The sequence below is a fragment of the Acinetobacter sp. 1125_18A genome (assembly GCF_052824985.1).
In genome coordinates, this window is record NZ_VTDG01000003.1 from 211,908 (window position 1) to 235,687 (window position 23,780).

Below are 23,780 nucleotides of genomic sequence, written 5' to 3' on the forward strand. Positions count from 1 at the left end.
CTTACAAATCCAATTTTATACTATGGGCAATCGGTAAAGCTTTTACAGGCGATTGGTGTGGTGCTCGAACTAAATTCAAATTTAATTTTTCAGCAATCAGTTCAGCAATCAAATTGACTCCCGTATGTTGTGTATAAGCAAAACCACCAGCAGGGCGTGGATTGATCTCAAGAATATGCCATTGCAAGCTTTCATCTTGTTTAAATTGGATATTAATTAGTCCATCACATTGAAAATAATCGACTAAATCTATACAAATTTGATGACAAGGATGTTGCAAAAAACACTCTTGAAAATAAACATGTTTAATTCTGGTTACTTGAGCAATGATCTTTCCTTGACTACAAGCAATATCAACTGAACATTCTTGCCCAGCCAAATAAGGCATAATCAGATATTCAACAGGCTCTTCCTGCTGACTATATGCCTCTATAAATTGCTGAGTATTACATTTGGTCGGTGAGCTAAAGTTTTTAAAGTACGATACATGATTCTGTAAGCGGACAAAGCCGGCACCATAAACCCCATAAACAGGCTTAGCGCAGATCTCACTATGTTGTAGCTGTAATGTTCCAATGGATTTTTTCAGCGTTTCTGTGGAATTGGCTAATAACGCTGGAATGACAGATAAATTTTGCGCTTCACAATGTAAGGTAAATTGGTATTTATTGTTCATCAACTCATGCTGTTCTGAGCTGAGTGTACCAGTAATCAACTGAATAGCATGTTGTTCAAATTGAGCTCTAAACGGCTCAATATGTTGGCTGTGTTTTCCACAGAAAAGCAGTTGAATATTATGTTCAATACATTGTTCTAATAACCATTCAGCGCTCTTTGAAATAGCAGGTTGCTGAAGATAAACATCAGCACTTAAGGCAAGTTCGGGACGGTTACGGCTGTGAGAACAAAATATAGTCAGTTGTTTTGATATACTCGAACTTTTCAGTAATTGAATCATATCATTTTGACAGGAATAACACTCGGCGATCCAAATTTTATATTGCTGTAGCACGGGTAATTTAATCTCAAATTTTTATAAAGAATAACGAAGTTTTTAAAGCGACTATCTGATGCGCTGGAAAATATAACAATTCCCCATAGTGATACAATATTTAATTTTAATATTTTGTAAAAGTAATGAAACATAAAGAAAAAAAACACTGAAACACTTGAGATTAGGAATTTTTATGGTAAAACATAGCATATCTATTTTTATTTGTTTTTTATAAAGAAAGTTAATTTAAAAACTTCATTTGAATAACGCATGATTTTAAATTCATTTTATCAAAAAGCGATAATATACCTATAAAGTGGAGGATTTATGCAGCTGGTTGCTGGTGGAAATATTCAAATACCTGCTCAGGATATTGAAATTTGTATAAAAACAGGTTTTTCATCTGACATTGAATTAGATGTTACAGCATATTTACTGGCCCAAGGCACGCTTAAAGTGCGTGGTGATCAGGACATGATTTTTTATGGACAACGTCAAACCCCCAATCAAAGTGTGGTTTTGCTAGAATCATCATCTAAGAACCCAAATCTCACCAAATTAAAAATCAATACTGCACTTTTAGATGCACAAATTCAAAAAATCGCTATTTGTGTCACGATCAATGAACCAAACACCATTGGAAATATTGTTCCGATTGATATTGAGCTTTATGCAGCGCAACAGCGTATTGCGACTGCACATTTGGATACTCGGAATAGAACTGAAAAAGCCTTAATCCTTGCAGAGATTTATTTACATAACAGCCAATGGAAATTCCGCTTTGTTGGTCAAGGATTTAATGGTGGGTTAAAGCCATTGGCTGAAAACTTTGGTGTTGTGATTGCCGATGAAGTGAAAAATACTACACCTACACCTACACCTACACCTACACCTACACCTACACCTACACCTACACCTACACCTACACCTACACCTACAAATTCAAATTCAAATATTAATCTTTCTAAAATTCGACTGGATAAAAACAATTCAACCATCAATTTAACCAAGAAAGGCAATGGTTTTGGAAAAATTTCAGTCAATTTAAACTGGAATAAAAGCCAGCCCAAATCCCAATCATTTTTTCAGAAACTATCGGGTTCAAGTGCAATAGATCTAGACCTTGGCGCGATGGTGCAACTTAAAAATGGTGAAATTGATTTAGTACAACCGCTGGGTAATCGTTTTGGCCGTTTTGAGGTCAAACCATTTATTCAGCTTGATGGCGATGATCGTACAGGTTCATCTGTACAAGGTGAAAATCTACATATCAATGGTAATCAATGGGATCAAATTGAACGCATTGTGATTTATGCTTATATTTATCAGGGTGCTGCGCAATGGGCTGCAACAGATGGTGTGGTCACCATTAAGATCCCAGACCAACCTGAAATTGAAGTTCATTTGACGGATGGTAATCAATTGACAACATGTTCTATTGTAGAATTAAAGAATAACAATGGCACTATACAAGCCAACCGAGAAGTTCGTTATTTTAAAGATCAAAAATATTTAGATGAACATTATGGTTTTGGGTTCCGATGGACACATGGTTCTAAAAATTAATTGACTGCATGTATTTAAACAATGAATGCACACTGCAATAAAGTAGAGGAAATATAAATGGCAATTTCATTAAACAAAGGTGGCAACTTATCTTTAAGCAAAACTGACCCAAGTTTAAACCAAGTTTTGGTTGGCTTAGGTTGGGATGCGCGTGCAACCGACGGAACAGATTTTGACTTAGATGCTTCGGCATTTTTATTGAGCGAAAATGGTAAAGTTCGTGGTGAACACGATTTCATTTTCTATAACCAAACACGTTCACCTGAAGGTTCTGTTGAACATACAGGTGATAACCGTACAGGTGCGGGTGATGGTGATGATGAAGCAGTTCGCATTAATCTCGCACAAGTACCTGCAGATGTTCAAAAAATTGCAATTACAGTCACCATTCATGAAGGTGAAAGTCGCGGTCAAAATTTTGGTCAAGTTCAAAATGCGTTTATTCGCGTGGTAAATGATCAAAGCAATACTGAAATTGTTCGTTTCGATTTGAATGAAGATTATTCAACAGAAACAGCCATGATTTTTGGTGAATTATATCGCCACAATGGTGAGTGGAAATTTAGAGCTGTAGGACAAGGTTATGCTGGCGGTTTAAGCGCAATGTGTCAACAGTTCGGAATAAGCATCTAATATAAGAGTTCAATGGATGAAACATTTTCGCTTTTCGATTCTTTTTACCATCATTTGTCTAGCAATTTCTGCGTATTGGGGTTTTACACATGGTCCCCAAGCCGGCCTAATGACCATGTTCAAGGCATTGGCAATTACTGCAATTCTTGCAGTGATGGAAGTTTCTTTATCGTTTGATAATGCTGTAGTAAATGCTTCGGTACTTAAACACTGGAATCATTTCTGGCGAACCTTATTTTTAACAGTCGGTATTGTTATCGCTGTATTTGGTATGCGTTTAATCTTTCCATTACTCATTGTTGGCGTCACTGCAGACATGGGCATGATAGAGGTTGCAAAACTTGCGCTGAACGATCCAAAAACCTACTCTGAAAAGCTCATGGCACACCATGCTGAAATTGCAGCGTTCGGTGGTATGTTCTTGCTCTTAGTTTTTCTTAACTTTTTATTTGATGATGAAAAAGATGAGCATTGGTTCCATTGGTTGGAGTCAAAACTCGCTGATCTAGGCAATATTCAAGCGATTTCAGTGTTTATTTCATTATGTGCATTATTGGTTATGGCTAATTTTGTACCTGAAACTTCTCGTCTTGTTGTAACTATGGCAGGGATCTGGGGAATTGTGGTTTATGTCGGTGTTCAGGTGATCGGACACTTGCTTGAAGGCGGTTCACATGATGATGAACAAGAAGCAACTGAACAAACAACTTCAAATAATGGTGCACCAGTCACAGGTACAATCATCAAAGGCGGTATCGGTGGCTTCTTGTATCTTGAAGTACTTGATGCGTCTTTTAGTTTCGATGGTGTAATCGGTGCTTTTGCAATTACCAGTGATGTGGTAATTATTATGCTGGGCTTGGCAATCGGTGCAATCTTCGTGCGTTCTATGACGGTTTACCTTGTAGAAAAAGGTACGCTTGATGCTTATGTTTACTTAGAACATGGCGCGCATTATGCGATTGGTGCACTTGCATTCATCATGCTTGCAAGTGGAACAGGCTTACATATACCTGAAGTCGTAACAGGCTTGATTGGTGTCGCATTTATTGTTTGGGCAGTAATCTCATCAATTTCATATAGTAAAAAACAATCTCTTGAAACAACTGAAAAAGGAAATTAAAAATGGCTATTAATTTATCAAAAGGCGGTAACATCAACCTGTCTAAAACAGCGCCTACAATGAATAAAGTAGACTTAGGTTTAGGCTGGAATCCTCGTGTGACAGATGGTAAAGCATTTGACTTGGATGCGGTTGCTTTTCTGACTGGTGAAAATGGCAAAGTTCGTTTAGATGGCGACTTCATCTTCTTTAACCAAAAAACCTCTCCTTGTGGTTCTGTTAATCATAACGGTGATAACCGTACAGGTGACGGTGATGGTGATGACGAAACAATTTCAGTTGATCTAGCTAAAGTACCTGCTGATGTCGCAAAAATTGTTTTTGCTGTAACCATTCATGAAGGCCAACAAAATGGTCAAAACTTCGGTATGGTGGACAAAGCTTATATCCGTGTAATCAATCAGGATAACAATGCAGAAGAACTTGCACGTTTTGACTTATCTGAAGACGGTAGTACAGAAGTTGCCATGATTTTTGGTGAGTTATACCGTCATAGCGGTGAGTGGAAATTTAAAGCAGTCGGCCAAGGCTTTAACGGCGGCTTAGGTGCTTTGGCTGCAAGTTATGGTGTTGCAGTTTAATTTTTAAAATCTGTACTAAAAGATTTATCTTTTAGTACTTGAAAGTGATTCGGTTTAAATCGGTTCATTTATGAACACAGTAAAAATTATTTTCAAGTACTAAATAGAGAACAACAATGCAATTCATCACTGGACAAAAACTGGCACTTCACCAATTGTTGCAGACAGAGACACAGTTTAAACTACGTGTACAGGTTCAAGCACCTTTTGAAATCGATATTTCTAGTTTTGGTATTGCGCCAAACGATAAACTTTTCCATGATGATTATATGACTTTCTATAATCAGCCACAGACTCCGAAAGGCGAAGTTCAATATCAGCTTCAAGGCAACATGCATAGTTTTGCCTTTGATTTAAACAAGATAGATACAGCGCGAACATCACGTTTTGTGATCTGTGCCACTTTATCCAATGAGCAGTCTCAAATCCACAATATACAATCGATTCTGGTCGAGTTATGTAATCAACAAGGGCAGGTGCTTGCGAGTTATCTTTTAAATGGTTCTAATTTTAGCCAAGAAAAAGCTGTGATGCTGACTGAGATTTACTTTAAAAGTGATGCTTGGCGTATCGCTGCAATTGGTCAAGGTTTTAATGGTGGCTTAAAGGCTTTGGTTGAGCACTTTGGGGGAGAAGTTGAAGAAAGTACAGCAGCTGCTCCATCAACAGTAAACCCATCGACAAGCAATACACCATCAACAATCGATCTGAAAAAGAAAGTGGTACTGGATAAAATCCAAAATGCAGCTCCACATTTGGTAGATATTACTAAAAAGTCTTTAATAAGTTTAGAAAAAAACAATTTACTCGATGTAAAAGCTCGTGTCGCTTTAGTGCTAGATTATTCAGGTTCAATGCACCAACAGTATATAAAAGGTGATGTGCAAAAAGTACTTGACCGAATTATGCCCTTGGCAGTCAATTTTGATGATGATGGCAGTTTTGAGTGCTGGGCATTTGCAGAAAAATCATTGCGATTAAGCGATGTAACCTTGAACAACTTAGAAAATTTTGTCAATACAGATCAAGGCGGTCATCCAAAGTGGAAAGCTGGTGCACGTTACAATAATGAACCCGCTGTACTTGAAGCCGTGATCCAATATTTTACCCAAGAAAATCCATCTCATTTACCGGTATACGTGGTATTTGTTTCAGATGGCGGGGTCAGTGAAAGTAAAAAGATTAAAAATATTCTTAAAAATGCATCCAGTTTTCCTATTTTTTGGCAGTTCGTGGGTATCGGCGGCCGTAACTATGGTGTGTTGGAACAACTCGATACGATGGATGGGCGAGTAGTAGATAATTGCAATTTTTTTGAAATGAGCAATATTCAAAGTATGCCTGAAGCACAACTGTATGATGCACTGCTTCAGGAATTTCCACTGTGGTTAAAAGAAGCGAAAAATAAAAACATTATTCGATAAAGTGAGGGCAATCGATGGCTAAATTTGAACTTGTAGGCAGTCCAGAACCATTTCTATTGGTCGATTTGGTACAGGGAGAAAAAATATTTTGTGAATCTGATGCAATGGTCATGATTGAGCAAAATTTAGAATTGGCAGGAAATTTACGCGGCGGATTATTTCAATCATTTATGCGTAGATTTACCACAGGTGAATCACTGTTTCAGCAAGAAATCAAAGCATTATTTGGTCATGGACAGTGTTTGCTTTCTCCAAACATAGATGGTGATATGCAAATTCTTAACATAGGACCTCAGCAATACACTTTATCTGATGGGGCTTTTGTTGCAGCAACAGAACATGTCAATGTCAAAGCCAAGATTCAAGCAAATTTAGGTGGTGGATTCTTTGGTGATACAGGTGGTTTTGTGGTGATGGAATCATCTGGACAAGGACAACTGTGTATTTCAGGCTGTGGTACCTTGATGGAAGTCGATGTCAGTACCCAGAACGGAGAAACCACCATTGATAATGGCCATGTTGTGGCATGGGATTCGTCTTTAAGTTACAACATTGGTATGCCAAGTTCACAAAACCGCGGAATTGTTGGAAATCTTTTAAACAGTTTTACCAGTGGTGAAGGTATGGTGCTTAAGTTTAGGGGCAATGGCAAAGTCATTATTTGTTCCCGAAATCGCAAGAGCTACCTCACCTGGTTATCTTCAGCTTTAAATTTAAATAGAAACAATTAAATCTATGAGGGAAACACATGAGTATTAGTTTAGTAAAAGGTCAAAAAATCTCTTTAGAAAAAGGTGATGGTTCATCTTTGACCAAAATTTATCTTGGTGCAGGCTGGGATGTGGCGAAGAGTGGCGGATTTTTAGGTGGTCTTTTTGGTGGCGGTGGTGGTGATTCAATCGATCTTGATGCTTCAGTCATTATTTTTGATGAAAACAACCAACCGCTTGATGCAGTATGGTTCGGTCAATTAAAAAGTAAGGATGGCAGTATTTGGCATTCAGGGGATAATCGTACAGGTGCCGGTGATGGCGATGATGAAGTGATCCATGTTGATCTAACCAAAATTCCACCGCAAGTCAAAGCACTGGTTTTTACAATTAGTAGTTTCCGCGGTCAAACTTTTGAAAAAGTTGAAAATGCTTTTTGTCGTTTAGTTGACTCAAATACCAATACTGAAATTGCAAAATATAACCTTTCAGCAAAAGGCAATTATACTGCCTTGATTATCGCTAAAGTTTATCGCCACAATGGCGCATGGAAAATGTCTGCGATTGGCGATACCTGTAATGGTAAGACCATTCATGACATGCTTCCTTCGATCATTCCGGTGCTTTAAGAGCGGCTGTAAAAATTTTTAATCAACAAAGCCATTTCTAGAAATGGCTTTTTGTTTAAAGTATTTTCAATCTTTCCATTCTAAAGTTATCAATTCTGTAAAATAATTCTATAATAGCGTCCATTATTACTGACCTCAGTTGCGGTTGGTTCATTTTTAAGTCAATTTCTTCTCCGTGATTCGGCTTATTTTTCAATATTTAAATTTTATGTGTCCATGCCAACACATAAGAATATTTAGGTGCCCACATGGAAATCAAAGTCAATTACCTCGACAATCTTCGACAAGAAGCCAAGTTCGATGACTTTACAGTAATTGCTGATCAACCCATTCGCTATAAAGGTGATGGCTCTGCGCCAGGTCCTTTCGATTATTTTCTTGCATCATCTGCTTTGTGTGCTGCTTACTTTGTCAAAGTATATTGTGCAGCTCGTGATATCCCGACAGATAATATTCGTTTATCTCAAAACAATATTGTCGATCCTGAAAACCGCTATAAACAAATTTTTAAAATTCAGGTTGAACTACCTGCGGATATTTCGGATAAAGATCGTCAAGGTATTTTGCGTTCGATCGACCGTTGCACCGTTAAAAAAGTCATCCAAACAGGTCCTGAATTTGTTATTGAAGAAGTTGAAAGTATTGATGCAGATGCACAAGCATTGCTCATGCCAAACTTAGCACAAGAAAGCTCAACTTATATTGAAGGTAAAGATCTACCTTTAGAGCAAACTATTGCCAATATGTCAGAGATTCTGGCAGGTTTGGGAATGAAAATTGAAATTGCCTCATGGCGAAATATTGTTCCAAATGTATGGTCATTACATATTCGTGATGCGCAATCTCCAATGTGTTTCACCAATGGTAAAGGTTCAACCAAAGAAAGTGCTTTGGCTTCGGCATTAGGCGAGTTCATTGAGCGTTTAAATTGTAATTTCTTCTATAACGACCAGTTTTGGGGTCAAGACATTGCCAATGCTGAGTTTGTACATTATCCAGATGAAAAATGGTTTAAACCAGGACCAAATGGAGCGCTACCTAAAGAAATATTGGATGAATATACATTAGAGGTATATAACCCAGACAATGAATTGTTAGGTACGCATTTATATGACACCAACTCAGGTAATACTGAGCGTGGGATTTGTTCATTACCGTTTGTACGCCAATCAGATCAAGAAGTTGTATATTTCCCATCAAATTTGATTGAAAACTTATATCTAAGCAATGGTATGAGTGCAGGAAATACCTTAGCCGAAGCTCAAGTACAGTGTTTATCTGAAATTTTTGAACGTGCGGTTAAACGTGAAATTTTAGAGGGAGAAATTACACTTCCAGATGTGCCAAAAGACGTTTTAGCAAAATACCCGCGTATTGTTGAGGGCATTAAAGGCCTAGAAGAACAAGGCTTTCCAGTCTTGGTTAAAGATGCATCGTTAGGCGGTGAATTTCCAGTGATGTGTGTCACACTGATGAACCCACGTACAGGCGGCGTTTTTGCATCGTTTGGTGCACATCCTAAGCTTGAAGTTGCTTTAGAGCGTAGCTTAACCGAGTTATTACAAGGTCGTAGTTTTGAAGGTTTAAATGATTTACCTAAACCAACCTTTAGCAGTAATGCGGTGACTGAACCGAATAATTTTGTTGAACATTTTATCGATTCAAGTGGTGTGGTATCTTGGCGTTTCTTTAGTGCAAAATCAGACCATGACTTTGTTGAGTGGGATTTTAGCAGTGCAGGTGAAAATGCCAATGCTGAAGAAGTAAAGACCATGCTAAACATTCTTGAGGAAATGGGCAAAGAAGTCTATATGGCAGTCTATGAGCACTTAGGCGCGACAGCTTGCCGTATCATTGTGCCTGATTATTCTGAAATTTATTTGGTTGAAGATTTAATTTGGGACAATACCAACAAAGCATTGTTATTCCGTGAAGATATTTTAAATCTTCATCGTTTGGATGATGAGCAACTTGAAGCCTTAGTTGAACGTCTAGAAGAAGTTGAAGTGGATGATTACACCGATATCGTAACTTTAATTGGGATTGAATTTGATGATAATACTGTGTGGGGACAACTGACCATTCTTGAGTTAAAACTGTTGATTTATCTTGCTTTACAACAGTTTGAAGAAGCCAAAGATTTAGTTGAACAATTCCTGCAATACAATACCAATACTGTAGAACGCGGCTTGTTCTACCAGTGTATGAATGTAATGCTTGAAGTTGAACTAGATGACGACATGGATTTAGATGACTATGAAGCGAATTTCCGTCGTATGTTTGGTGATGAACGAATGGATGCAGTTATTGGTTCTCTAGACGGCAGTATGCGTTTTTATGGTTTGACTGAAACCAGTATGCAGCTTGAAGGACTTGATCGTCATTTAAGACTTATTGACAGCTATAAGAAGTTACATAAGGCACGTGCTAAAGCTGTTGGCTTAGCAAGTTAAACGCATTTTACTTTAGAACATAAGTGAAATACCCAAGATTCATCTTGGGTTTTTTATTTTTAAAAATAATACAATATTTAAAAAATCACTCAATCAAAGGATTAAGTTTATACTGATGATGAAATGGGCTATCCCTAATATCTCTTATGAATAAGTGAATGACTAATCCATCAATAAATTTTGATATTTATCAGCTTGTGTTCTTAAAAAATCCCAAACCAATTTAATACGCGGTTCATGCTGTAAATCGACTAAAGTTAGCATCCAGAAGGTATGAATAAAACGAACTTCGTCTTGTAACACCTGTTTAAGTTCTGGCTTATTTTCTGCCAAAAACTTCGGCAAAATTGCCAATCCAGCACCTGCACTCACAGCAACTTGTTGGGCCAAAATACTGCTACTTCTAAAATTCGCATTGAGCTGTAAGGGCAGACGTTCTAAACAATACAGTTCAGGGCTATAAATTAAATCGTCAATATAGTTTACAAACTGATGGTTTTTTAAATCTTCAAGTTTTTTAATCGCTTGGGTACTTTCTAAATAGCTTTTACTGCCATAAATTTTAAGACAATAATCGGTTAAACGGGTAATGATATAAGGTCCTGACTTAGGACGATCAATGGAAATCACAATATCAGCTTCACGATGCGACAGTTTAATCATTTTTGGAACGGGGATAAGATCAATCGTCAGTAAAGGGTATTGTTTAGACAGTTCTGCCAATAGCTGGGCTAAAAATGCTGTTCCAAAACCCTCAGGTGTGCCAATTCGCACATGTCCTTGTAACGGTAAGTTGGGCTTTTCAATTTGCAAGAATGCTTGTTCCATTTGCTCAACACGGGGCACCAGTGCCAAGCCATCCATAGTCAGTTCATAGCCTGTGGCTTCGCGTCTAAACAACGGCGTTCCTAAAGCTAATTCTAGCGCCTGTATCCGTCTAGACACGGTACTGTGTTCGACCCCAATAATACGAGCTGCATTGGTTAACGTCTTGGCACGCGCTAAAACTAAAAAAAACTGTAGGTGATCCCAATCGACTTTCATTGTGTATGACATCCTTGTGCATATTTGCACATTCATTGTGCGTTAATTTCTATTGGTCATCTATATTTTCTTTGTTAGTTTGATTTGAAACAGCACTGATGAAAATACTGCTTTTGGCTATTTTCTAAAAATGTAACAACAAAAAATATTGCCTATGGAGAGGTTATGAACACAATGTCAAATATTCATTCGACGACGGCTAAATTGTTAATTAATGGAAAATTTACCGAATCAAATACTACTGAATGGCAAGACATTCTAAATCCAGCGACCCAAGAGGTGCTTGGTCGTGTCCCAATGGCAACTCTAGACGAAGTTGATGCTGCAATTGCTGCTGCACAAGAAGCATTTAAAACTTGGCGTTTTACACCAATTCAAGCCCGTATGCGTATCATTCTGAAACTGCAAGATTTGATTCGTGACAATATGAAAGATATCGCCCGTGTTTTGACCGCAGAACAAGGTAAAACCTTGGCTGATGCAGAAGGTGATATCCAACGTGGTTTAGAGGTGGTTGAACATGCTTGCTCGATTGGCACCTTGCAAATGGGTGAATATACTGAAGGTGTAGCTCGTGGTGTAGATACTTATACCTTGCAACAACCATTGGGTGTATGTGCTGGAATTACCCCGTTTAATTTTCCTGCCATGATCCCATTGTGGATGTTTCCAATGGCGATTGTTTGCGGCAATACCTTTGTACTTAAACCGTCTGAACAAGATCCACTATCGACCATGATGCTGGTTGAATTGGCATTACAAGCAGGTGTACCTGCTGGTGTACTTAATGTGGTACATGGTGGCAAACAAGTGGTAGATCGCCTATGTACGCATCCAGACATTAAAGCCATTTCATTTGTAGGTTCGACAGCAGTAGGAACGCATGTCTATAACTTAGCGGGTCAGCATGGTAAGCGTGTGCAATCGATGATGGGTGCAAAAAACCATGTCGTGGTCATGCCAGATGCCAATAAAGAACAAACCTTAAATGCTTTAGTTGGTGCTGCATTTGGTGCGGCCGGACAACGTTGTATGGCATTGTCTGTTGCTGTCATGGTCGGTGAAACTAAAAACTGGGTGGATGAATTGGTTGAAAAAGCCAAAACACTGAAAGTCAATGCTGGGCATGAACCGCAAACAGATATTGGTCCCGTGATCTCACCCCGTGCCAAAGCTCGCGTTATAGATTTGATTAATAGCGGCATTGCACAAGGTGCACAACTCTTACTTGATGGTCGAGGCGTACGAGTCCAAGGCTACGAAAATGGCAATTTTGTTGGTGCAACCATATTCAATCAAGTCAGCACCGATATGCGTATCTATACTGAAGAAATTTTTGGCCCTGTATTAGCCATTATTCATGTTGATACGCTTGAACAAGCCATTGAATTGGTCAATGCCAATCCGTTCGGAAATGGTGTGGGCTTATTTACTCAAAGTGGTGCAACAGCGCGTACTTTCCAAAGCACTATTGATATCGGCCAAGTTGGTATCAATATTCCAATTCCTGTGCCGGTTCCATTCTTTAGCTTTACAGGGTCAAGAGGTTCAAAATTAGGGGACTTAGGGCCTTATGGTAAACAAGCAGTACAGTTCTATACTCAAACCAAAACCATTACCAGTCGTTGGTTCGAAGACACACAAGAAAAAGGTGAAGTGAATACCACCATCAGCTTGCGTTAATATAGGAGTTCAAGGATGAATATTGCATTTATTGGTTTAGGCAATATGGGCGGTAAAATGGCCCATAATTTACTCAAAGCAGGCTTGACGGTTTATGGCTTTGATTTAAGTGATGTTGCAATCGCACATTTCACCGAAGCAGGCGGAATTGCCTGTAATAGTCCACAGAAAGCAGCAGAAAATGCAGATGTCGTAATCACCATGCTGCCAGCCGCAAAGCATGTTAAAGAGGTGTATTTGGGTGAAAATGGGGTACTTGCTGTGCTTAAACAAGGCAGCTTATGTATCGACAGCAGTACCATTGATCCACAAACCATTAAAGACATTGCTGCAATTGGTGCAAAGCAAGGAATTCAAATTTGTGATGCACCTGTTTCAGGTGGCACGATCGGGGCCCAAGCAGGTACGCTAACCTTTATGGTAGGAACTGATGATAAAGCCTTTGAACAAGTCAAATCTGTGCTTGCACCAATGGGTAAGAACATCGTGCACTGTGGTGAAGTGGGTGCAGGACAAATTGCTAAAATTTGCAATAATCTCATTTTAGGCATTTCAATGGCCGCAGTGGCTGAAGGCATGGCGCTAGGGGCAAAACTCGGTATCGATGCACAAGCATTAGCAGGCGTAATCAATAGTTCAAGTGGTCGTTGCTGGAGCTCGGAAGTGTGTAACCCATGGCCGGGTATTTCTGCAAATGCACCTGCTGGACGTGGTTATAGTGATGGCTTTGCCTCTCAACTGATGCTTAAAGATTTGGGTTTGGCTGTTGAAGCCGCAGGCCAAGTCAAACAACCTTTGCTTTTAGGTGGTTTGGTACAGCAGCTTTATCAACAACTGTGTATGCAAGGTAATGCTCAACTCGATTTTTCCAGCATCATTCAGCAATATTTGCCTAAAGAAACTTAATCATCAATCGAAGCATAGTCAATTTCACCACCAATGGGTGGTGAAAAACCAATAGATTCACTCGTGTCATGAATAACAATAAATCCAGGCCGGAGTATATAATATGTTGAATTATCAGGATGTTGCTAAAACATTTAATTTAGATGGTGCGGTTAAAGAAATGCTCTCAGGTTCAGTCGATCAACTGAATGCCTGTTATGAATGCTGTGACCGACATGCGGAAGCAGATCGCGAAAAAGTTGCCCTATATTGGCAAGGTAAAGATGGCCGTAAAGAGCAATATACCTTTGCTCAACTGAAAAAATGGTCGAGTCAGTTTGCCAATTTTTTAAAGTCACAGGGTATTCAAGCTGGTGATCGTATTTCGGGTTTATTACCAAGAACTCCCGAATTATTGGTGGTGATTCTTGCTGCTTGGCGAATTGGTGCAGTTTATCAACCGCTATTTACTGCATTTGGCCCAAAGGCGATTGAACATCGAGTTCAACTGGCAAAAAGCAAATTGGTTGTGACCGATATCGGCAATCGTAGCAAACTGGATGAAGTTGCACAGTGTCCACAAATTATGACTGTCGCTGATCAACAGGGTCATGCTGTACAACAAGACGATTTAGATTTTTGGAAAGAACTCAATCAACATGCTGAGCAATGTGATCTGGTCATGCAAAGCATTCAAGATCCATTTTTACTGATGTTTACCTCGGGCACCACGGGGCCTGCAAAACCTTTAGAAGTTCCACTCAAAGCCTTAATTGCTTTTGGCAACTATATGAAAGATGCGATCGGCTTACGCGCAGATGATGCATTTTGGAATATTGCTGATCCAGGTTGGGCGTACGGTTTATATTACGGTATCACAGGACCATTATTGTTAGGCCATGCCACTTTGTTTTATGAAGGTGGTTTTAGCATAGACAGTTTGTGTCAAATTATTGATGATTATAAAATTAATAATTTGGCAGGTGCACCTACAGCATATCGGATGATGATGGCCGCGGATCCCACTCAAATGGCACAACTAAAAGGTAAATTCCGGGTTGTGAGTAGTGCTGGTGAACCTTTAAATCCTGAAGTTTTTCGTTGGTTTAAACAAGTGCTTGATGCGCCTATTTTTGATCATTATGGACAGACAGAGGTGGGCATGGTGGTGTGCAATCATCACGGTTTAAGCCACGACGTCCGTGCAGGCGCTGCTGGTTTTGCCAGCCCAGGTTATCGTGTTGCTGTGGTGGATGATCAAGGGAAAGAGTTGCCTGCCGATACCGCTGGAATTTTAGCGGTAGATATCAGTCAATCACCGATGATGTGGTTTGGTGGTTATAAAGAAAGTCGTAAATCACCATTTATCAAAAATTATTATTTGACTGGTGATACTGCTGAATTACATGCAGATGGGAGTATGAGCTTTGTTGGACGTAGTGATGATGTGATTACCACCTCTGGATATCGTATTGGACCTTTTGATGTAGAAAGTGCATTACTTGAACATGAGGCAGTGATTGAAGCTGCTGTTGTTGGAGTCCCCGATCCAGAGCGAACAGAAATCGTTAAAGCTTTTGTGATTTTGGCAGAAAATAAAACACCATCTGAGGAATTGGCTGAACAACTTGGGCAATTTGTCAAAAAACGTCTGTCTGCCCATGCTTATCCAAGACAAGTTGAATTTGTTACTGAACTACCCAAGACCCCAAGTGGCAAGATTCAACGCTTTTTATTACGAAATCAAGAAATTGCTAAACAACAATTAAGTGTATAAAGCCAGTAAGGATCATCCTACACAAACTAAACTTGCCGAATGTAGGATGTTAAATGATGCTAAGGAATATGAAATGCAATTTACTGAAGAACATTTATTGATTCAGGACATGGCGAAAAGTTTCGCCCAAGAACAAATTAAACCAAATGCAGCAGAATGGGATAAACACAGCATTTTCCCCAAAGAGACCTTGTCACAAATGGGGCAATTGGGATTTATGGGGATGCTGATTTCAGAGCAATGGGGTGGTTCAGATACTGGAAACTTAGCCTATGTCCTTGCACTTGAAGAAATTGCGGTGGCCGATGGCGCAACCTCTACCATTATGAGTGTGCATAATTCAGTCGGTTGTGTTCCGATTGCTAAATTTGGTAATGAAGAACAAAAACAAAAATATTTAATGCCTTTGGCACAAGGTGAAATGATCGGTGCTTTCGCATTGACCGAACCGCATACTGGTTCTGATGCAGCAGCACTGAAAACCCGAGCTGTCAAAGATGGTGAGGATTGGATTATTAACGGTGCAAAACAATTTATTACTTCAGGAAATAATGCTGGTGTAATTATTGTATTTGCAGTGACCGATCCAAGTGCTGGTAAAAAAGGTATCAGTGCCTTTATTGTGCCACGGGAAACTGCGGGCTATGAAGTGATTCGGACTGAAGAAAAACTGGGATTGCATGCTTCAGATACCTGTCAAATTGCATTGACTGATGTGCGTGTACACAAAAGCTTAATGTTAGGTCAAGAAGGTGAAGGGCTTAAAATAGCACTGTCTAATCTGGAAGGCGGTCGTATTGGTATTGCTGCGCAAGCGGTGGGTTTGGCACGTGCTGCCTTAGAAGAAGCCAGCAAATATGCCAAAGAACGGATTACTTTTGGAAAACCGATTTTTGAACATCAGGCAATCGCTTTTCGTTTGGCCAGTATGGCAACAGAAATCGAAGCAGCTCGTCAATTGGTCCATCATGCTGCACGCCTAAAAGAAGCAGGCAAGCCCTGTCTCAATGAAGCCTCTATGGCAAAATTATTTTCCTCAGAGATGGCAGAGCGAGTCTGTTCAGCAGCTTTACAGGTCTTCGGCGGCTATGGTTATTTAAAAGATTTTCCAATTGAACGGATTTATCGTGATGCACGTATTTGTCAAATCTATGAAGGCACCAGTGACATCCAGCGTTTGGTGATTGCGCGAAGTTTATAAATAGAGTTAATCGCTGTGTATCAGATGATAAGATAAAACAGATAAGGAAATGAATATGCAATTTGAAACCATTTTACTGGAAAAACACAAAGGCGTAGGCTTAATTACACTCAATCGCCCAAAGGCTTTAAACGCATTAAATTCAAAATTAATCCAAGAAGTAAATTTAGCTTTAGATGATTTAGAAAAAGATCAGGATATTGGTTGTATGGTGCTGACTGGTTCAGAAAAAGCCTTTGCAGCAGGTGCTGATATTAAAGAAATGGCGGGATTGAACTTTCCCAATATTTATTTTGATGATTTTTTTAATCTTGCCGATCGAATTGCGCAACGCCGTAAACCCTTAATCGCAGCTGTCAGTGGTTATGCCTTGGGTGGTGGTTGTGAGTTGGCACTGATGTGTGATTTTATTTACTGTGCGGATAATGCCAAATTTGGCTTACCTGAAGTCACTTTAGGCGTGATTCCAGGCATTGGGGGTACGCAGCGTTTAACCCTTGCCATAGGTAAAGCCAAAGCGATGGAAATGTGTTTAACCGCTCGACAAATGGGGGCAATTGAGGCAGAACTGAGTGGTTTAGTTGCCCGTGTGTTTAGCCCCGAAGAGCTTTTAACCCAGACTTTAAGTGCTGCTGAAAAAATTGCTGAAAAATCATTGGTGGCGACAATGATGATCAAAGAATCAATTAATCGTGCCTTTGAAGTGAGTTTGGCGGAAGGTTTACGTTTTGAACGACGAACCTTTCATTCAATTTTTGCTACTTTGGATCAAAAAGAAGGCATGCAAGCCTTTGTTGATAAACGCCAAGCCAACTTTAAAAATCAATAACAGGATGAAGATCGGATGAATACTGAAAATCATTTAATTATCGAACAGAACGCAGCTCTGGGTGTGATTACCTTAGATCGAGTGTCCAGCCTGAATGCACTGACTTTGGATATGATCAATGGTATCCGTATACAAGTTGAAACTTGGCAAAATGATGCTGGCATTCAAGCAATATTGATCAAATCCAATAGCCCAAAAGCATTTTGTGCTGGTGGTGATATTCGTTATCTTTATGATTGTTATCAAAATGGTACAGACGGCCATAAAAGCTATTTTATCGCTGAATATGACATGTTGAATAGCATTCGCGCATCTAAAAAACCTGTTGTGGTATTGTTAGATGGTTATGTATTAGGTGGCGGTTTTGGTCTGGCACAAGCCTGTCATATTATTGTTAGCAGTGAAAAATCACGTTTTGCCATGCCTGAAACAGCGATTGGTTTCTTTCCTGATGTTGCAGCAACGCACTTCTTGTCACGTTTAGATGATATTGGGGTCTATCTGGCAACCACAGGTGACCAAATCAGTAGCAGTGATGCCTTATATTTAGATTTGATTGATTATCATGTTCCTAGCCAACAATTTAATGACTTACTTGATGCGCTGAGCCAATCAAGCAATTTAAGCAAAGACAATATTGAACAGATAATTTCTAAATTTATTACCCGCCCTGTAGAAAGTGAACTCAGTGCATCGGTCGAGAACATTCGTAAGCATTTTGGCTTTGAAAATTTGCAAGATATTGAAAAAAGTCTTGAAAATGAAAAAGATCAACAGCATCAAGCATGGGCAAGCAAAGTCTTAAGCACTTTGCAACAACGTTCTTGGGTGGCGAAAAAAACCAGTTTAAGACTGCAATACTTGGGACGGGGATTGTCATTACAACAATGTATGCAGCTGGAACGAAATTTACAGGATATCTGGTTTGAACATGGCGATATTCTTGAAGGTGTTCGCGCTTTAATTGTCGACAAAGATAAACAGCCAAAATGGCAGCAGCAGAATGCTACACTAGATAAAATATTGGCTGAATTAGGTTAGTCTTTTTAATGCGTATATCAGTTCTGTTTTTATAAACATTCAGATACTTTTGAAATAGCAAAAAAGGAAATCATGCGATTTCCTTTTTTCACGATGATCAAAATCACCTATAAATCAATCTTATCGTATATAGCTTTGGCTTTCTCTGTGATTGCAGTCATATGGATTGCACCATGAATCATTCCTGCTAGAAAATGAAATTTCACCGAGACTCCAGCCGCTCTCAATCTTTCAGCATATTGTTCGCCATCATGACGCAGTGGATCATATTCACAGACAAAAATTGTTGCCTCAGGTAAGCCTTGTAATGATTGTGCCAGTAGAGGACTCACCAGCTCATTGGTTTTGTCAGAATCACTATTTAAATATTGATCCCAACAATACACCATTGTTGCAGTGGTTAAGTCATAACCATCCGCATAAGTTTCATAGGATTTACCCTGCATCGTGGCATCTAAGGCTGGATAAAACAGCAGTTGTTGACTAATTTTGATTTCTGGATGCGCTTTAGCGAGTAAGCATGCAGCCGCTGCAAGGTTAGCTCCCGCACTATCACCACCCACAGCAATACGATTTTGATCAAGCCCTAAACTTAAAGCATGTTCTTGAATATAACGAAGTGCTGTAAAAAAATCTGTCAGCGGTACTGGAAATTTAAATTCAGGCGCTAGGCGATAATCCACTGAAAAGATAACATGCTGTGTTGATTCTGCCAGTAAACGGCATGAACGATCCCATGCATCTAAACTCCCCAAACACCATCCACCACCGTGGGCAAATACTAAAGCTGGGTTGCTTTGTAGCTGTACCAAAGCATAGGGCGTATATACCCGAACTTGGATTTGAGCTTGATCAGAAGTTGTAATCCAAAAACTGGTTTGATAGCTGGAATCTTGCTCAATACCTTGCTGTTGTATGATGTCCTGATTTACCTGTGCTCTTAATTCACAAAGTGTATTTGCAGCTGTTGCAACAGGTCTAGCGTTAAGCCAGTCTGCAATTTGATGGTCTAAAGACATCTTATTGCTCCTGTTGTAGAAATTCTAAAATCAGGGAACAAAACGCTTCGGGTTGTTCCTCCATAATAAAATGACCACAATCTTTGACAATTGCACTGGTTAAATGCGGTGCAACTTTTTTCATGGTTTCATAAGGTGCATCATTGGTTGCTTGTTCTGCGCCAATCGCCAATACAGGCATTTCTAGATTTTTAGTTGCGCGGATTTTATTTTGACGAATGGTTTCGGGGATTGAACGATAGTAATTAAAGCCTGCCGTTAAACGTCCCGATACTTTATAAGCCTCAATATAAGTTGCAGCGGCGACTTTATCTCTGTGCCACGACCACTTATCAAAAATATAATTAAGATAAGTTTCTTCACGTCCACTGACCAAAGCTTCAGGTAAGTCCATCACTTGATTAAACATGAAATGCCATAGAAAAATATTTTCATCAGCTGAAACAAAAATAGGCGGTGGCGTTGCCAATCCGGGAATAACGGCTTCAGTCACAGCCAGAGAAGTAACAGATTGGGGAAAATCAGCTGCAAGTGCATAAGCAACCCACATCCCGATATCGTGACCAATCACTGAATAAGTATCATGTCCAAGTTTTGACATTAAGCTGGATAAAATTGTCGCAATTCGCCCCGTATCATAACTTCCATTCAGCGGGACAGAATATCCTGTTCCCGGTGGATCCACAGCAATTGCCTGATAACCATTGTCCGCCAATACGCTCATTACATTTCGCCATGCATACCATGTTTGTGGCCAACCGGGGATAAGTAATACGACAGGACCACGACCTGTAGAGACATAATGAAGCTTTTTACTGTCTATATGGATGTAATGATGCTGAAATTGATCAACTAAATTTTCATGTGTTGTAATGGTTGTCATAGTGAATTCCAATCGCTGCCTTAGATACCCAAAAGTTGATTTATTTGCAATTGATTGACAGGCGCTGCGGCAAAATCATCAAAGGTTTTATCAGTAACATGGATAATATGCTGTTGAATAAACTCAGCACCTTCACTTGCACCATCCTCTTTATTTTTTAAGCAACATTCCCATTCCAAAGTTGCCCAGCCCTGATAGTCGTTATGTGCCAATTTTGAGAAAATTGCTTTGAAATCAACCTGACCATCTCCAGTAGAGCGGAATCGACCTGCACGATCTCCCCAATTTTGATAGCCCCCATACATCCCTTGGCGACCTGTCGGGTTAAACTCCGCATCTTTAACATGGAACATCCGAATAAAATCTTTATAGATATCGATGTATTCCAAATAGTTCAGTTGTTGCAAGATAAAATGACTCGGGTCAAAAAGAATCTGACAACGTGGATGGTGGTGTGTCCGTTCTAAGAACATTTCAAAGGAAATGCCATCATGTAAGTCTTCGCCAGGATGAATCTCGTAGCACAGATTGACATTATGTTCATCACAAACATTGAGGATCGGCATCCAACGACGTGCAAGTTCATCAAAAGCGGTTTCAATAAGTCCAGCGGGGCGTTGAGGAAAAGGAAAGATATAAGGCCATGCCAGTGAACCTGAAAAAGTTCCCATATCTTGCAAACCTAAGCGGGCAGATGCTTGAACAGAAGCCAACATTTGTTGTTCAGCCCATTGAGTTCTAGCTACTGAATTTCCATGTAAATGTGAAGGTGCAAAACCATCACATAAAGCATCATAAGCTGGATGCACAGCCATAAGTTGGCCAAAAATATGCGTTGTCAACTCACTAATTTCTAAACCATTATTTTGTAAAATTCCTTGTATTTCATCGCAATAATCTTGGCTTGTGGCTGCTAAATTAACATCAAATAAACGCTTGTCCCATGCTGGCAGTTGTACAGCCTTAAAGCCTTTATCGGAAACCCATGCGGCAATGCCCTCTAAATTATTAAATGGGAAAATATCATCACTGAATTGTGCGAGATGAATACTTGGACCTTTGATGGTTTGCATAGCTAAACTCAATTAGTTATCGATCAACAAACAATAGGCTTTCTTTTGAATAAAAACAACAAGTTTTTAAAAAAGAAGCTAAAAAAGGGCAGCCTCTCCAACAAATCCTATTGATTTATTTGCGAAATTTATTTTTTCGAATGATAATAAAAAACACTAAATCGGATTGAAGCGTCGTTATGGCTGGTAGACCAAGAGAATTTGATAGGGAAAAAGCATTGATTCAAGCGCGTGATTTTTTCTGGCAACATGGCTATGAAGGGACTTCGATGTCAGATTTAGTCGAGGTCTTAGGTATTGCTTCCGCGCGTATTTATAAAGCCTTTGGCTCTAAAGAAGCGTTGTTTCGAGAAGCTGTTATACACTACGAAGAAAATGAAGGCGGCTTTGCGATCCACGCTTTACAACAAGCAAATATTAAGGATGCGATCAGCCAATTATTTCAAGATGCAATCAAACTTTATACCCAGAATAATCATTCATATGGCTGTATGGTTGTATCATCTGCAAGTGTATTAAGTCAGGAAAATCAAGGTCTTTTAGACTGGATGAAGCAACAACGTATTGAACGTGGTCAAAGTCTGGTTAAGCGCTTTAAACAGGCGAAAGTAGAGGGACAATTATTAGAACATGCTGACCCTGAAATATTAGGGCAATATTACGGACTAGTGCTACATGGATTATCCGTTCAAGCCAGAGATGGTTATTCAGAACAAATGCTTTTGCAAATCATTGATTTTTCCCTTAAAAATTTAGATCAATATCTGGTTTCATCTTAAAATGCTTAGAAATAAATCAGCAATAAAAATGTATAAGTGATGAATATAGGACTTGGAAGATACATCGTATGATTGCGACTTATTTTGTTGAGTTTTAAACATTGCTTTACGGCAAATAAATGGGCGTTTCATCACGTTGAAAGGGCAATATTGAATAGATTTTAATTTACGAATAAATTAAACTTTAACGATATATTTCAATAAATTATGAAACTTTATGAGCTAGCTTCTATCCTATTCAAAATAATGTTAAGGATTATTTTATCGATTTAACACGAGATAAAGTAAACATAAAAATTTAATCTGAAAAAATCTGTTTTAGTCCAATTAAAATCGATCAATTTAAGCACTGTTTTTTTTGGTAAAGAATCAATCTTGACACAGCTAAAATATTCAATATATAGTTAGCCACCATACTATATGGTTAAATACTAAATGAATCTAGAACAGAAATACACCGCGCTTTTGCATGAAGCGCAACGCCGTAAAATGGTAGATATTGAAAATTTACGCCTCTGTTTTCAAACGCTTTCACTCGCTTCAACTATTGATCGAGACTGTGCCGCACAGCTTGCGCCTTATGGCTTATCTGAAGGGAGATTTGTGCTTTTATTTCTCCTTGATGCAGCTAATGATGCTGTAGCGCCTAAAACTTTAGCTGAACAAGCGGGAATTACCCGTGCCACAGTCACTGGACTACTGGATGGCTTAGAACGTGAACAATTGGTAGAACGTCATGCAGATCCAGAAGATCGTCGCGCGTTATGTATTCGACTGACGGTAAAGGGCAAACAAGTCGCAAAAACTGTGTTTGATCAGCATAGTCGCTGGATTGCCAGCCTGTTTGCTGGTTTAACCCAAGCTGAGCGTGAGCAATTAACAGGTTTACTTGAGAAAGTAGCGAAAAATCTTGTTGATAAACGCTGATAAAATATCTACATAAAAATCTTTTTAAATTATCGATATAAAACGTTGAATTAAATCAAGGAAAAATCATGAATCACTATCTAATTGAACTCTATACACCCAATGCAGTTTGGCAAGCTTTACCTATACAAGAGCGTCAACAATATTTGGCTGATGTTGGCGCAGCTATGGGAGGCTTGTCTAGTCTAGGTGTTGAGCTTTTAACACTCACCGAGATTGATACTGCCGTTGATCAAAGTAGTCATCATCGCTTTATGGGGATTTGGCGCTTTCCAAATCAACAGGCACGGGATGCATTGTTAACAGGTATTCAAGCAAGTGGTTGGTATGACTACTTCGATCATGTAAATGCTGTAGGGACGGAAGGTGATTTCCAGCAACATCTTGATGCTTTGGCGAAGTTTTAATTTCTCTTCAAAAATGCTTATTTATTTTCAAGGTCATATCAAAGTGTTCTTTAAAGCTTAAATATCTTATAGAAATGCTTGTTCAATGAGAAAAAATTGTGAATACTCATGCGCATAAA

The 23,780-nt window shown here is 39.1% G+C and carries 22 protein-coding genes; 17 read left to right on the forward strand and 5 right to left on the reverse strand.

From position 1 onward, the window contains the following. Window position 1: 1 nt before the first annotated feature. Complete coding sequence (locus tag FY049_RS06540) at window positions 2-958, reverse strand: ATP-grasp domain-containing protein (protein ID WP_154130011.1); 957 nt, start codon at window positions 956-958, stop codon at window positions 2-4. A 363-nt stretch (window positions 959-1,321) separates the two neighbouring features. Here FY049_RS06540 and FY049_RS06545 point away from each other — a divergent pair, with 363 nt between their 5' ends. The 8 genes from FY049_RS06545 to FY049_RS06580 all read left to right on the forward strand — a co-directional run bounded on the left by FY049_RS06545 (window position 1,322) and on the right by FY049_RS06580 (window position 10,113). After that, window positions 1,322-2,560 (forward strand): TerD family protein, encoded by a 1,239-nt coding sequence (locus FY049_RS06545; RefSeq protein WP_446083390.1) that lies wholly within the window; start codon window positions 1,322-1,324, stop codon window positions 2,558-2,560. Between the two features lie 57 nt (window positions 2,561-2,617). Next, complete coding sequence (locus FY049_RS06550; RefSeq protein WP_004720366.1) at window positions 2,618-3,193, forward strand: TerD family protein; 576 nt, start codon at window positions 2,618-2,620, stop codon at window positions 3,191-3,193. A gap of 16 nt (window positions 3,194-3,209) precedes the next feature. Next, window positions 3,210-4,316, forward strand: coding sequence for a DUF475 domain-containing protein (locus tag FY049_RS06555; RefSeq protein WP_004720367.1), 1,107 nt, complete (start codon window positions 3,210-3,212; stop codon window positions 4,314-4,316). 2 nt (window positions 4,317-4,318) lie between these two features. Continuing rightward, entirely contained in the window at window positions 4,319-4,897 is a 579-nt protein-coding gene (locus FY049_RS06560; protein ID WP_004720368.1) for a TerD family protein, read from the forward strand. A gap of 116 nt (window positions 4,898-5,013) precedes the next feature. After that, on the forward strand, window positions 5,014-6,321 hold the full coding sequence (locus FY049_RS06565; protein ID WP_105712603.1) for a vWA domain-containing protein: 1,308 nt from the start codon (window positions 5,014-5,016) through the stop codon (window positions 6,319-6,321). Between the two features lie 14 nt (window positions 6,322-6,335). Beyond that, window positions 6,336-7,052, forward strand: a complete 717-nt coding sequence (locus tag FY049_RS06570) for a TIGR00266 family protein (RefSeq protein ID WP_446083391.1) — start codon at window positions 6,336-6,338, stop codon at window positions 7,050-7,052. A gap of 17 nt (window positions 7,053-7,069) precedes the next feature. Next, window positions 7,070-7,660, forward strand: a complete 591-nt coding sequence (locus FY049_RS06575) for a TerD family protein (RefSeq protein WP_004720371.1) — start codon at window positions 7,070-7,072, stop codon at window positions 7,658-7,660. Between the two features lie 248 nt (window positions 7,661-7,908). Next, complete coding sequence (locus tag FY049_RS06580; RefSeq protein ID WP_446083392.1) at window positions 7,909-10,113, forward strand: OsmC domain/YcaO domain-containing protein; 2,205 nt, start codon at window positions 7,909-7,911, stop codon at window positions 10,111-10,113. Window positions 10,114-10,275: 162 nt separating this feature from the next. On the opposite strand, the gene FY049_RS06585 is transcribed toward FY049_RS06580, so the two are convergent. Further along, window positions 10,276-11,157, reverse strand: coding sequence for a LysR family transcriptional regulator (locus FY049_RS06585; RefSeq protein ID WP_327857175.1), 882 nt, complete (start codon window positions 11,155-11,157; stop codon window positions 10,276-10,278). Between the two features lie 165 nt (window positions 11,158-11,322). On the opposite strand from FY049_RS06585, the gene FY049_RS06590 reads away from it, so the two are divergent. The 6 genes from FY049_RS06590 (at window position 11,323) to FY049_RS06615 (ending at window position 18,573) form a co-directional block, all read left to right on the forward strand. Next, entirely contained in the window at window positions 11,323-12,840 is a 1,518-nt protein-coding gene (locus tag FY049_RS06590) for a CoA-acylating methylmalonate-semialdehyde dehydrogenase (RefSeq protein WP_446083393.1), read from the forward strand. A gap of 15 nt (window positions 12,841-12,855) precedes the next feature. Then, window positions 12,856-13,746 carry a 3-hydroxyisobutyrate dehydrogenase gene (gene mmsB / locus FY049_RS06595; protein WP_224963495.1) on the forward strand — a complete coding sequence of 297 codons (891 nt, stop codon included), beginning with the start codon at window positions 12,856-12,858 and terminating at the stop codon, window positions 13,744-13,746. Between the two features lie 103 nt (window positions 13,747-13,849). Then, complete coding sequence (locus FY049_RS06600; protein ID WP_327857173.1) at window positions 13,850-15,502, forward strand: AMP-binding protein; 1,653 nt, start codon at window positions 13,850-13,852, stop codon at window positions 15,500-15,502. A gap of 73 nt (window positions 15,503-15,575) precedes the next feature. Further along, complete coding sequence (locus tag FY049_RS06605) at window positions 15,576-16,703, forward strand: acyl-CoA dehydrogenase family protein (RefSeq protein WP_446083394.1); 1,128 nt, start codon at window positions 15,576-15,578, stop codon at window positions 16,701-16,703. Window positions 16,704-16,758: 55 nt separating this feature from the next. Continuing rightward, window positions 16,759-17,532, forward strand: a complete 774-nt coding sequence (locus FY049_RS06610) for an enoyl-CoA hydratase (protein ID WP_105712607.1) — start codon at window positions 16,759-16,761, stop codon at window positions 17,530-17,532. Between the two features lie 15 nt (window positions 17,533-17,547). After that, window positions 17,548-18,573: an enoyl-CoA hydratase/isomerase family protein gene (locus FY049_RS06615; protein WP_327857172.1), complete on the forward strand. Its 1,026-nt coding sequence runs from the start codon at window positions 17,548-17,550 to the stop codon at window positions 18,571-18,573. A 107-nt stretch (window positions 18,574-18,680) separates the two neighbouring features. On the opposite strand, the gene FY049_RS06620 is transcribed toward FY049_RS06615, so the two are convergent. Genes FY049_RS06620 through FY049_RS06630 form a run of 3 tightly spaced genes read right to left on the reverse strand, consistent with a single transcriptional unit; the run spans window position 18,681 to window position 21,548 of the window. Continuing rightward, on the reverse strand, window positions 18,681-19,592 hold the full coding sequence (locus FY049_RS06620; RefSeq protein ID WP_327857171.1) for an alpha/beta hydrolase: 912 nt from the start codon (window positions 19,590-19,592) through the stop codon (window positions 18,681-18,683). Between the two features lies 1 nt (window position 19,593). Then, a complete protein-coding gene (locus FY049_RS06625) occupies window positions 19,594-20,475 on the reverse strand; it encodes an alpha/beta fold hydrolase (protein ID WP_419301686.1) in 882 nt (293 codons plus the stop codon). Between the two features lie 20 nt (window positions 20,476-20,495). Continuing rightward, window positions 20,496-21,548 carry a sugar phosphate isomerase/epimerase family protein gene (locus tag FY049_RS06630; protein ID WP_446083395.1) on the reverse strand — a complete coding sequence of 351 codons (1,053 nt, stop codon included), beginning with the start codon at window positions 21,546-21,548 and terminating at the stop codon, window positions 20,496-20,498. Window positions 21,549-21,727: 179 nt separating this feature from the next. Here FY049_RS06630 and FY049_RS06635 point away from each other — a divergent pair, with 179 nt between their 5' ends. The 3 genes from FY049_RS06635 (at window position 21,728) to FY049_RS06645 (ending at window position 23,661) form a co-directional block, all read left to right on the forward strand. Beyond that, window positions 21,728-22,327 (forward strand): TetR/AcrR family transcriptional regulator, encoded by a 600-nt coding sequence (locus FY049_RS06635; RefSeq protein ID WP_056511186.1) that lies wholly within the window; start codon window positions 21,728-21,730, stop codon window positions 22,325-22,327. 435 nt (window positions 22,328-22,762) lie between these two features. Continuing rightward, window positions 22,763-23,254, forward strand: a complete 492-nt coding sequence (locus FY049_RS06640; protein ID WP_151957307.1) for a MarR family winged helix-turn-helix transcriptional regulator — start codon at window positions 22,763-22,765, stop codon at window positions 23,252-23,254. A gap of 68 nt (window positions 23,255-23,322) precedes the next feature. Further along, on the forward strand, window positions 23,323-23,661 hold the full coding sequence (locus FY049_RS06645; protein WP_262780294.1) for a DUF6616 family protein: 339 nt from the start codon (window positions 23,323-23,325) through the stop codon (window positions 23,659-23,661). Window positions 23,662-23,780 lie beyond the last annotated feature (119 nt).

What these genes read in the sequence shown, in the direction of transcription:
- FY049_RS06600 (WP_327857173.1), top strand. Translation starts at nt 13,850, where the DNA reads ATGTTGAATTATCAGGATGTTGCTAAAACATTTAATTTAGATGGTGCG.
- FY049_RS06640 (WP_151957307.1), top strand. Translation starts at nt 22,763, where the DNA reads ATGAATCTAGAACAGAAATACACCGCGCTTTTGCATGAAGCGCAACGC.
- FY049_RS06550 (WP_004720366.1), top strand. Translation starts at nt 2,618, where the DNA reads ATGGCAATTTCATTAAACAAAGGTGGCAACTTATCTTTAAGCAAAACT.
- FY049_RS06540 (WP_154130011.1), bottom strand. Translation starts at nt 958, where the DNA reads ATGATTCAATTACTGAAAAGTTCGAGTATATCAAAACAACTGACTATA.
- FY049_RS06630 (WP_446083395.1), bottom strand. Translation starts at nt 21,548, where the DNA reads ATGCAAACCATCAAAGGTCCAAGTATTCATCTCGCACAATTCAGTGAT.
- FY049_RS06555 (WP_004720367.1), top strand. Translation starts at nt 3,210, where the DNA reads ATGAAACATTTTCGCTTTTCGATTCTTTTTACCATCATTTGTCTAGCA.
- mmsB (WP_224963495.1), top strand. Translation starts at nt 12,856, where the DNA reads ATGAATATTGCATTTATTGGTTTAGGCAATATGGGCGGTAAAATGGCC.
- FY049_RS06560 (WP_004720368.1), top strand. Translation starts at nt 4,319, where the DNA reads ATGGCTATTAATTTATCAAAAGGCGGTAACATCAACCTGTCTAAAACA.
- FY049_RS06610 (WP_105712607.1), top strand. Translation starts at nt 16,759, where the DNA reads ATGCAATTTGAAACCATTTTACTGGAAAAACACAAAGGCGTAGGCTTA.
- FY049_RS06605 (WP_446083394.1), top strand. Translation starts at nt 15,576, where the DNA reads ATGCAATTTACTGAAGAACATTTATTGATTCAGGACATGGCGAAAAGT.
- FY049_RS06635 (WP_056511186.1), top strand. Translation starts at nt 21,728, where the DNA reads ATGGCTGGTAGACCAAGAGAATTTGATAGGGAAAAAGCATTGATTCAA.
- FY049_RS06580 (WP_446083392.1), top strand. Translation starts at nt 7,909, where the DNA reads ATGGAAATCAAAGTCAATTACCTCGACAATCTTCGACAAGAAGCCAAG.
- FY049_RS06575 (WP_004720371.1), top strand. Translation starts at nt 7,070, where the DNA reads ATGAGTATTAGTTTAGTAAAAGGTCAAAAAATCTCTTTAGAAAAAGGT.
- FY049_RS06565 (WP_105712603.1), top strand. Translation starts at nt 5,014, where the DNA reads ATGCAATTCATCACTGGACAAAAACTGGCACTTCACCAATTGTTGCAG.
- FY049_RS06625 (WP_419301686.1), bottom strand. Translation starts at nt 20,475, where the DNA reads ATGACAACCATTACAACACATGAAAATTTAGTTGATCAATTTCAGCAT.
- FY049_RS06615 (WP_327857172.1), top strand. Translation starts at nt 17,548, where the DNA reads ATGAATACTGAAAATCATTTAATTATCGAACAGAACGCAGCTCTGGGT.
- FY049_RS06585 (WP_327857175.1), bottom strand. Translation starts at nt 11,157, where the DNA reads ATGAAAGTCGATTGGGATCACCTACAGTTTTTTTTAGTTTTAGCGCGT.
- FY049_RS06545 (WP_446083390.1), top strand. Translation starts at nt 1,322, where the DNA reads ATGCAGCTGGTTGCTGGTGGAAATATTCAAATACCTGCTCAGGATATT.
- FY049_RS06645 (WP_262780294.1), top strand. Translation starts at nt 23,323, where the DNA reads ATGAATCACTATCTAATTGAACTCTATACACCCAATGCAGTTTGGCAA.
- FY049_RS06620 (WP_327857171.1), bottom strand. Translation starts at nt 19,592, where the DNA reads ATGTCTTTAGACCATCAAATTGCAGACTGGCTTAACGCTAGACCTGTT.
- FY049_RS06570 (WP_446083391.1), top strand. Translation starts at nt 6,336, where the DNA reads ATGGCTAAATTTGAACTTGTAGGCAGTCCAGAACCATTTCTATTGGTC.
- FY049_RS06590 (WP_446083393.1), top strand. Translation starts at nt 11,323, where the DNA reads ATGAACACAATGTCAAATATTCATTCGACGACGGCTAAATTGTTAATT.